This is a genomic window from Paenibacillus sp. J22P15, assembly GCF_056269345.1.
Genome location: NZ_JBWDNT010000031.1, coordinates 43,901 through 51,416, shown reverse-complemented (window position 1 = coordinate 51,416; position 7,516 = coordinate 43,901). Strand labels below are relative to the sequence as shown.

Genomic DNA, 7,516 nt, shown 5'->3' with positions numbered 1-7,516 from the left:
GCCAATCCATTCAGAGCCGCTTATTCCTAAAAACAAACTGTAATTTTGAAAAGCAGTTACGACACCGACCATGGGATAATAAGCAAAGAAACCAATCATGATTAATCCCGGAAACGATAACAACAGAAGAAAGCGGTTGCATTTCCAGTCATAATTTAACTTAGAAATAAATGACTTTTTAAATATTTTTTCAGTAGTCGTCGACAAGAGCTCACCTCATCCCCTTTTTTTGAAACGAACGAACTGCTTAGGGTCCAACCATTCGCTACCCTCGATCCCCTTGGTCGCAAGAACTCCTTACGCGAACGAAAGCCGCCAGCCGTACCGGAACCGATCTCCGTTTGTGCCAATTGCATTCCAAGACACCCCCCTTTCTTTTAAGCTCTACTAGATGTTTGCAGATTCCCGTAATGTTTCTAGCCGGAAAACCGGTACATTCATCATAGCTGCAACCTTATGAAGCGAAAATAAGCAAGAATTCAGATACGTGCGCATTAATGCAGAATACCGATGTGCAATTCTTATTTGCTTGCGCAAAAATTGAGAATTCGTTAAAATTTTCGGCCCTAAGCGCTTCTAAATAAAATAATATGTAGATAAGGTATGATTTTCCTTACAAACACAATGATCCCCCCTGCATATTGGCAAGGGGGATCATTATTAAAACCGGAGTGTGACTTTTTGATCCTTGCAAACTTCCAGGGACAGATAACCCTCGGTCGGTTCAAGGGTCCAGTCTTCCTTTCCTTCTTCACGGACAATTGCCGATTTATCGGATTTCATTCGAAACGTATTATCGACACGGCAAGCGATGTCAAGCTGACTGACTTGCATACGCTCCCATGTAAGAGAAATTTCAAACCCACCACGGACGCGAACGCCGGATAACGCCCCGCTCTGCCAAGCGGATGGAATTGCAGGCAATAATTCGACATACCCTCTGTGGGATTGAACAATCATCTCTGCAATGCCCGCCGTATAGCCGAAATTTCCGTCAATTTGAAAAGGAGGATGGGAACCAAGTAGATTAGGAGATATGCCGCTGCCTTTTCCTCCATATGCTGTAACGACGTTAAAAATACGCCGAAGCAGCAGAAAAGCGCGTTCCCCATCCTTCAAACGAGCCCATAAACAAACCTTCCACCCGAGACTCCAGCCTGATCCGGCATCGCCGCGTCTGTTCAACGTTAGCCGGACGGCATCCAGCATACTATCCTCCGTCAGTTGATTTCCTGGATACGCGCCGTAAAGGTGTGACACATGACGATGATCCTGATATTCATCCTCGTAATCAATGAGCCATTCTTGCAGCTGGCCGTATTTCCCTATTTGCATCGGATGAAGACGTGCCTTGGCTGCAGCCATATGCTTCACCCATTCATCTTCAACTCCAAGGATGGCAACCATGTTCAAACAATTCTCAAATAAGTCGCCGATAAGTTGGAGATCCATCGTCGCACCTTGTGAGACCGCTCCCAGCTGACCGTCATTCGAATAAAAATGGTGCTCCGGCGATGTCGAAGGCGATGTAATCAGATATCCGCTTTCATCCTCCACGAGCCAATCCAGGCAAAATTCAGCCGCGCCTTTCATAAGTTGATACGCTTCTTCTGCAAGAAATTGTTTATCCTGCGTGTACTCGTAATGCTCCCATAAGTGGCGGCACAGCCAAACCCCGGACATCGGCCAGAATGCCCACGCCGGATCTCCGTGCCGCTCGGCGCCTACAGGCTGTGCATGTCTCCATAAATCCGAGTTGTGATGCGCCGCCCAGCCATTTAGCCCATACCGCTCCTTGACCATTTTCCTGCCGTTTACCGAAAGCTCCTGAATCGCCTTCAGCAGCGGACGGTGGCATTCGGATAAATTCGTCACTTCCGCAGGCCAATAATTCATTTCCGTATTAATATTCAGCGTATAATTGCATCCCCAAGGAGGCCGCACCATATCGTTCCATATCCCCTGCAGGTTGGTCGGCTGAGTCCCTTCCCGGGAAGAGGCGATCAGCAAGTAGCGTCCGAAATGAAACAACAAGGCAACCATTGCTGGGTCGTTAGCACCATATTTCTGCATCCGCTTATCGGTATCAAGCATTTCGTCCTCCAGGGCACCATCCTCTAGAGTAAAATCTACTCGATCAAACAGCTCCCGATAATCGCGTATATGCTCCTCTTTCAATTGATCGTAAGAAATTTCCATCGCTTTCGAAAGTATTGACTCATTATGTCGGGCCAATAGGCCAAAATCGGTGCCTGGCAATTGATCGTAGCCGTTGAAGGACGTCGCGGCCGCAAAGTAAAGAACAACTTTTGTAGCGTCTTGAACACATAACTTGCCATTCCGATATACAACTTGGCCATCTTCGATCGAAGCACCCAATCTTCCCTCAAAATGAATTGATTTCGTATTACCGAATTCCCCGTACACAATCGGCAGCAAGTCCTCTTCGTAATAACCCGGTGCACAGTATTCGGGACAAATTCCTTGCAAAAACAATGCATGATCGTCTTGCAGCGTATAAGATTTATGCGGACTATCCAAGGTCACTTCGAAGTTAAGCTGCTTCGGAACGGAGCTGGTCAATCGAATTGCCAATACCTGGTGGGGGCTTGAAATAAAAGCCTCGCGCGTATATTCGACCGGGCCAATCGTGTACGTTACCGAAGAAAGAGCGCGTTCTAGGTCCAGCGACCGTTTATACCGCCGGCCTTCTTCGCCGTGCATAAAGCGTATTCCCAAGTTCCCAAGAGGCATATACACTTGCGCAAAAGGGCCGAACATATTTTTCGTTTCCTCGTCTGCCTCGCCATATTTATGCTCGCGAAGCAGCTGCCTCACTTTCTGCAGCGATTCCCGATCGTCATGCGGCTTATATCGGCTTGGGGGACCAGACCACAGCGTATCTTCGTTCAGCTGAAAACGCTCCTCCCCCACGCCTCCAAAATGCATAGCACCTATTCTTCCGTTGCCAAGCGGCAATGCCTCCGTCCAGTGCAACGCAGGCTTGCTGTATAATAAACTTTTCATATCGTTCCCCTCCCTTTATGGCTTTTTGGACATCTTCGCGTCGTATGCGGTTTGATAGATTTCCAGATAGCGCTTCAATTTCATGCCGTCTAACGTTTGGATATAAGAATCCCAATCTTTATCGAGAATTGCGTCTCCCGTCACAAATCGGGCTATCATTTCTTTTACAAAGTCTCCGATCGTTTTCTCCAAATCAGCAAGCTCGGATGCCTGTTCGTTCGTCATATAAAGTTCAGGAATGATCGACGCCGCATCCTGCTTATATTTCTCGTAATTTTCGTTTGTCTCTTTATACAAAACGCTTTCAAGCGACGGTTTTGTCGGATCCGTGGCTTTTCCGAGTCGCAGCTCGTTCGTGCGCAATGTCGGAGCAAGCTGCACCCAGCTGTCGTTTTGTACGGCAGCCTCATTCGGGTTAGGGAGGACTTTCCATATTGCCTTTTTGCCGTTAACTCCGATTTCGGATTCAATCGCCCATGTCCATCGCTTATCTTTCTCCCCATAAATGGAAGTGAGGGTCATCTCCGTGTTATATAACAAGTCGGCCAGGCGGAATGCAACTTCCGGGTGTTTACTTGATTTCGTGATCAGGTAAAAGCCGCCTTTGACACTTTGAGCAACGGGAGCAACTTGAACACCTGCAGGACCTTTTAGAGGCGGAACCGTAACGTAATCAAGCCATCTTCCGCTTTTTCCATCCACGTCCGTAAAGCCTGGAACTAATCCCGATCCTGCGCCGACCAGTTCGGCTTCTGGAGTTTCACCGATTTGTTCATATTGCGTACTGTCCATCGTGAACGATTGCGGGCTAATCAGGCCTTCCGCATACAGCTTCCTCAGGTAAGCAAGACCCTCTTTCCATTCCGGTTTATTGTATGGTACATCCACCTTGTTGTTGTTGATGTAAAGACGTTTTGGTCCGTTATTCACTACAAATGCGTTCATCAAGAATGAATCGATCTCGGCATCAATATTGGTGCCTACCATCGGAATTTCATCCGCTTTCTTGTTACCGTTTGGGTCTTGCGTTTTAAACGCTTTCAACACTTCGTAAAATTCGTCTGTCGTCGTAGGCACTTTCATTCCGAGTTTGTCGAGCCACACTTTATTGATCCACATTTTTTGCGGTAACGAACAGTGGTAACATTCATTAACCATTGGCAATGCGTAAATATTGTCATCCGTTGAAGTAATCGAATCTTTTACATTAGGCAACGTTTTGAACATCTCTTTCGTTTCTGTACCATATCGTTCGATCATGTCGTTCAGCGGAAGGAATACACCTTGGCTGCCGTAAATCAGTTGTTGGGTGTTGGAAATCCCGAAGCCCATAATGACATCCGGATACTCACCGCTGCCCAGAACGAGATTAAGCTTTTCCTGCGCAGTCTTATCGTTGACAATGTCCCATTCGATATGGACGTTTGTCTTTTCCTCCAAATACTTGGTAAACCAATTCGTCTCGAAATTTTCTACATCGCCGGGGTCTTTAATCATAATCTTTATCGTTGTTTTCTCTTTCGTAATCGGAAATTGACCGGCTGGATTCACCGCAATGGTCGTCTCCGCATTATTTCCCTTGTCATTCGTATCAACGGCTTCTTTTTCGCTGCTGCAACCGCTTAATACGGATACTGCTCCAAATCCAAAAATCAAGATCAAGCTGACTATCCATAATTTCCTCATGTAACAGTCTCCTTCTTGGGAATACTGTAGAATTTCTAACCATTCAGTGAACCGATCATCATCCCTTTGACAAAATGCTTCTGTACAAACGGGTAGATAACCATCAGCGGCAGAGTCGAAAGGACAATCAACGAATATTTCAACAACTGCGAAAGTTGCTGCCTTTGCAGCGTTTCCGTGATATCGTTTATCATATCCCAATCGACTTCGTCCTGGCCCAGCTCCCCCTTCTCTTGTCTGCTTCCTCTTGATGAATGGCAATCTCCCATTGTACTGTTTCGAGAAACCGATACTTTCATCATAGAGCGAGTTCCGGGGGAGGGAAATAAGAAAACGTTCAGATCGATAAGCATCTATGCAGAAAGCCGATGCTCATTATTTCATATTCGTGTGCAATCATTCATATTTACCGCAATGATTAGTGTTGAGCGCTTCGATAAGCCGATGTGCTTACTCCGTTGATTCGCTTGAACGCTCGTCCGAAGGATCCGGATGAATTGTAACCGACACGCACTGCAATTTCTTGAACGGCTAAATCCGTGTTTCCAAGAAGCTCCTTCGCTTTCTTCATTCGCAAGTTTTCCAGATACTCTGAAAAATTGACGCCGGTTTGTTCTTTGAAAAATTGGGACAGGTACCCTTTAGAAATGTTAACGCTTTCCGCGGCAACATCCAGACCCATGTTGGAATGCATGAATTGATTTTGAAGCAGATCGATGACCCGTTCAAGGAGTTGAACGTTTTGGCTTTTTTTGTGCTCCATTACGTATTCACAGAGCATTTTGTATTTGTCCTTTAGTTTACCGTAGCTATAATCTAGCTTCTCGTGGCCTCCAGTACTGCTGACCGGTTCGATTTCGAACTCTCCCTCCTTCGAAATCTGGTGCAGCAGCTTCACCAAGGTTCCCCACATTTCATTCATCAACAAAACCAGCATATCCAGCGACAAATGATTTTGTTTGAAATTAATGGTATGCATCTCCTCTAGCAGCTCCTGCACTTCTACCCATTCTCCGGCTTTGGTCATGTTCATCAATCGAACTTCAAGATCAGGTGGATAATAATAGCTGTCGCTTTCTTTGGGCATATCCCCAAAGCTCATAAAACCGCTTCTTTTCTCCCAGCTTAGGTATTCTAGAACCCGCCTAGCCTCCTCATAGGAACGGGACACATTCGAGAGGCCGTCGTACATACCGCCAATCGCTATGCTTATCGGAATATGCAGTCTTGACCGAACCTCGTCAACCACCCTTTCAAGACGTTGCTTGATCTCACCATTTTTCTCGTCTGCTCCCGATGATTCAAATGAGTAAATAAACGCAATCTTATCGCCCGCCACATCAATCAAGTAGGCTTCCGGCAGCAGCGCTACAACAACGTCCTTCACCATGATGCGTATGACATCAAGCTCGTCCAGTGCTGTCCTGTCTACAACAGTTTCATTGCCTGAAAAATGAACGATCCCTGCGACAACATGCGTGCCGTCCATGACAATACCAACATGACACATCCGAGTATGGATCTCATGGGAAGATAAATAATCACCTTTCAGCAGACCTTCGAAGAAGGCCGCCTGCAGGAGAGGCTCCTGACGTTTGATTTGGTCCCGCAGCTCGTCGTTGCTGTCCAACAGCCGGGATACGGACTCGCGGATGACCCGGTATACATCCGCTCCCGAATCGTCCCCTCCTTCCGTTCGCATATGAAGAGTTTCTACAATGTGGCGAAGCGGACGGCTGTTACGGTAAGCTATCGCGAATGCAACTAGCAATCCGATTGCAAGAAAGACAGACGTCAATATAAACGTATTATTTCGGATATAATGCAATTTGCTCAGAACAACGTGAGTCGGCTGAGCAACTAAAAAAGTCCATCCGCTATAATTCGAAGTCGTATAGGTAATCATCATGTCAACCGAATGAATGCGCTCCTTCTTATTGCCCTTAAGCCCTTGCAACCGGCTTTTATCTATCGGCGTAATATCAGTGCCGGAAGCGATCGAACTGATAATATTTCCTTGTTGATCGACAATATATGCCCAGCCGCCTTCCGAAAGATCAAGTCCTCCAAGAAGCTTTTGTACCTCTCGATTGTTAATCGTAACGATAATCGATCCTTGCGGATTGCCTGGATAGCCAAATGGCTGTATATAAGTTAGCAGCGATTTAGTCTGGTTTCCCATTTTGACGTCTTGCGCAGGAATGATCGCTTTCACCCCGAATTCGCCATTGAGATAACGCTTCCAATTTTGAAAATTCAATGACTTGTATTTCAGATAGGAAGAATAAAATTCTTTATACGTATAAGTGGAGCCCAGCGTCAGGACTAGTTCGCTGTTTTTGAATGCAATATAATATTGATCAATAAAATTGTTGGTCAAGTTGTAAGGGAATAACCCTTTGTGGGCTTCGAGAATACGGACTGGATTAGAACCCGTGAAAGGTTGGGAAACGTCTTGGAATTTTATTATCCTGGTGTCATTTGCAAGTTGCCGAACGATCGATTCTACTTCTTTGAACCGTAAATCCAATGTATTCTTGCCTTGTTCCAGTATGTTCATATTGTTCGTCGTCAACTCTTTCTCCATGACGACCAACGTCTTGTTGTAAATGACCCATCCGATCAGCAGCGGCAAAAAGATCAGCAGAATGTTCGGTACTAGTAGACGCACAAGGATCCGGTGCCGTTTAGCTTTTCTCGTCTTTTGATTCAGGATCATTTGGATTCCCCCTTCGCCTTTTTAACATGTACATTATAATAGCTCAATCAAACTATGTGAGCAATAACAATATCTTTCGGAAAC

General features: G+C 45.9%; 4 protein-coding genes and 1 pseudogene. All 5 read right to left on the bottom strand.

What is annotated here, in order from left to right; all coding sequences use genetic code 11:
• Nucleotides 1-207, bottom strand: a pseudogene (locus AC0YN6_RS29305) (sugar ABC transporter permease); the annotation flags it as partial.
• 453 nt (nt 208-660) lie between these two features.
• On the bottom strand, nt 661-3,027 hold the full coding sequence (locus tag AC0YN6_RS29300) for a glycoside hydrolase family 95 protein (protein ID WP_475751620.1): 2,367 nt from the start codon (nt 3,025-3,027) through the stop codon (nt 661-663).
• A gap of 15 nt (nt 3,028-3,042) precedes the next feature.
• Nucleotides 3,043-4,713 carry an ABC transporter substrate-binding protein gene (locus AC0YN6_RS29295; protein ID WP_475751618.1) on the bottom strand — a complete coding sequence of 557 codons (1,671 nt, stop codon included), beginning with the start codon at nt 4,711-4,713 and terminating at the stop codon, nt 3,043-3,045.
• Nucleotides 4,714-4,748: 35 nt separating this feature from the next.
• Nucleotides 4,749-5,015, bottom strand: a complete 267-nt coding sequence (locus AC0YN6_RS29290) for a hypothetical protein (RefSeq protein WP_475751616.1) — start codon at nt 5,013-5,015, stop codon at nt 4,749-4,751.
• A gap of 116 nt (nt 5,016-5,131) precedes the next feature.
• Nucleotides 5,132-7,432, bottom strand: coding sequence for a helix-turn-helix domain-containing protein (locus AC0YN6_RS29285; RefSeq protein ID WP_475751614.1), 2,301 nt, complete (start codon nt 7,430-7,432; stop codon nt 5,132-5,134).
• Nucleotides 7,433-7,516: the final 84 nt, after the last annotated feature.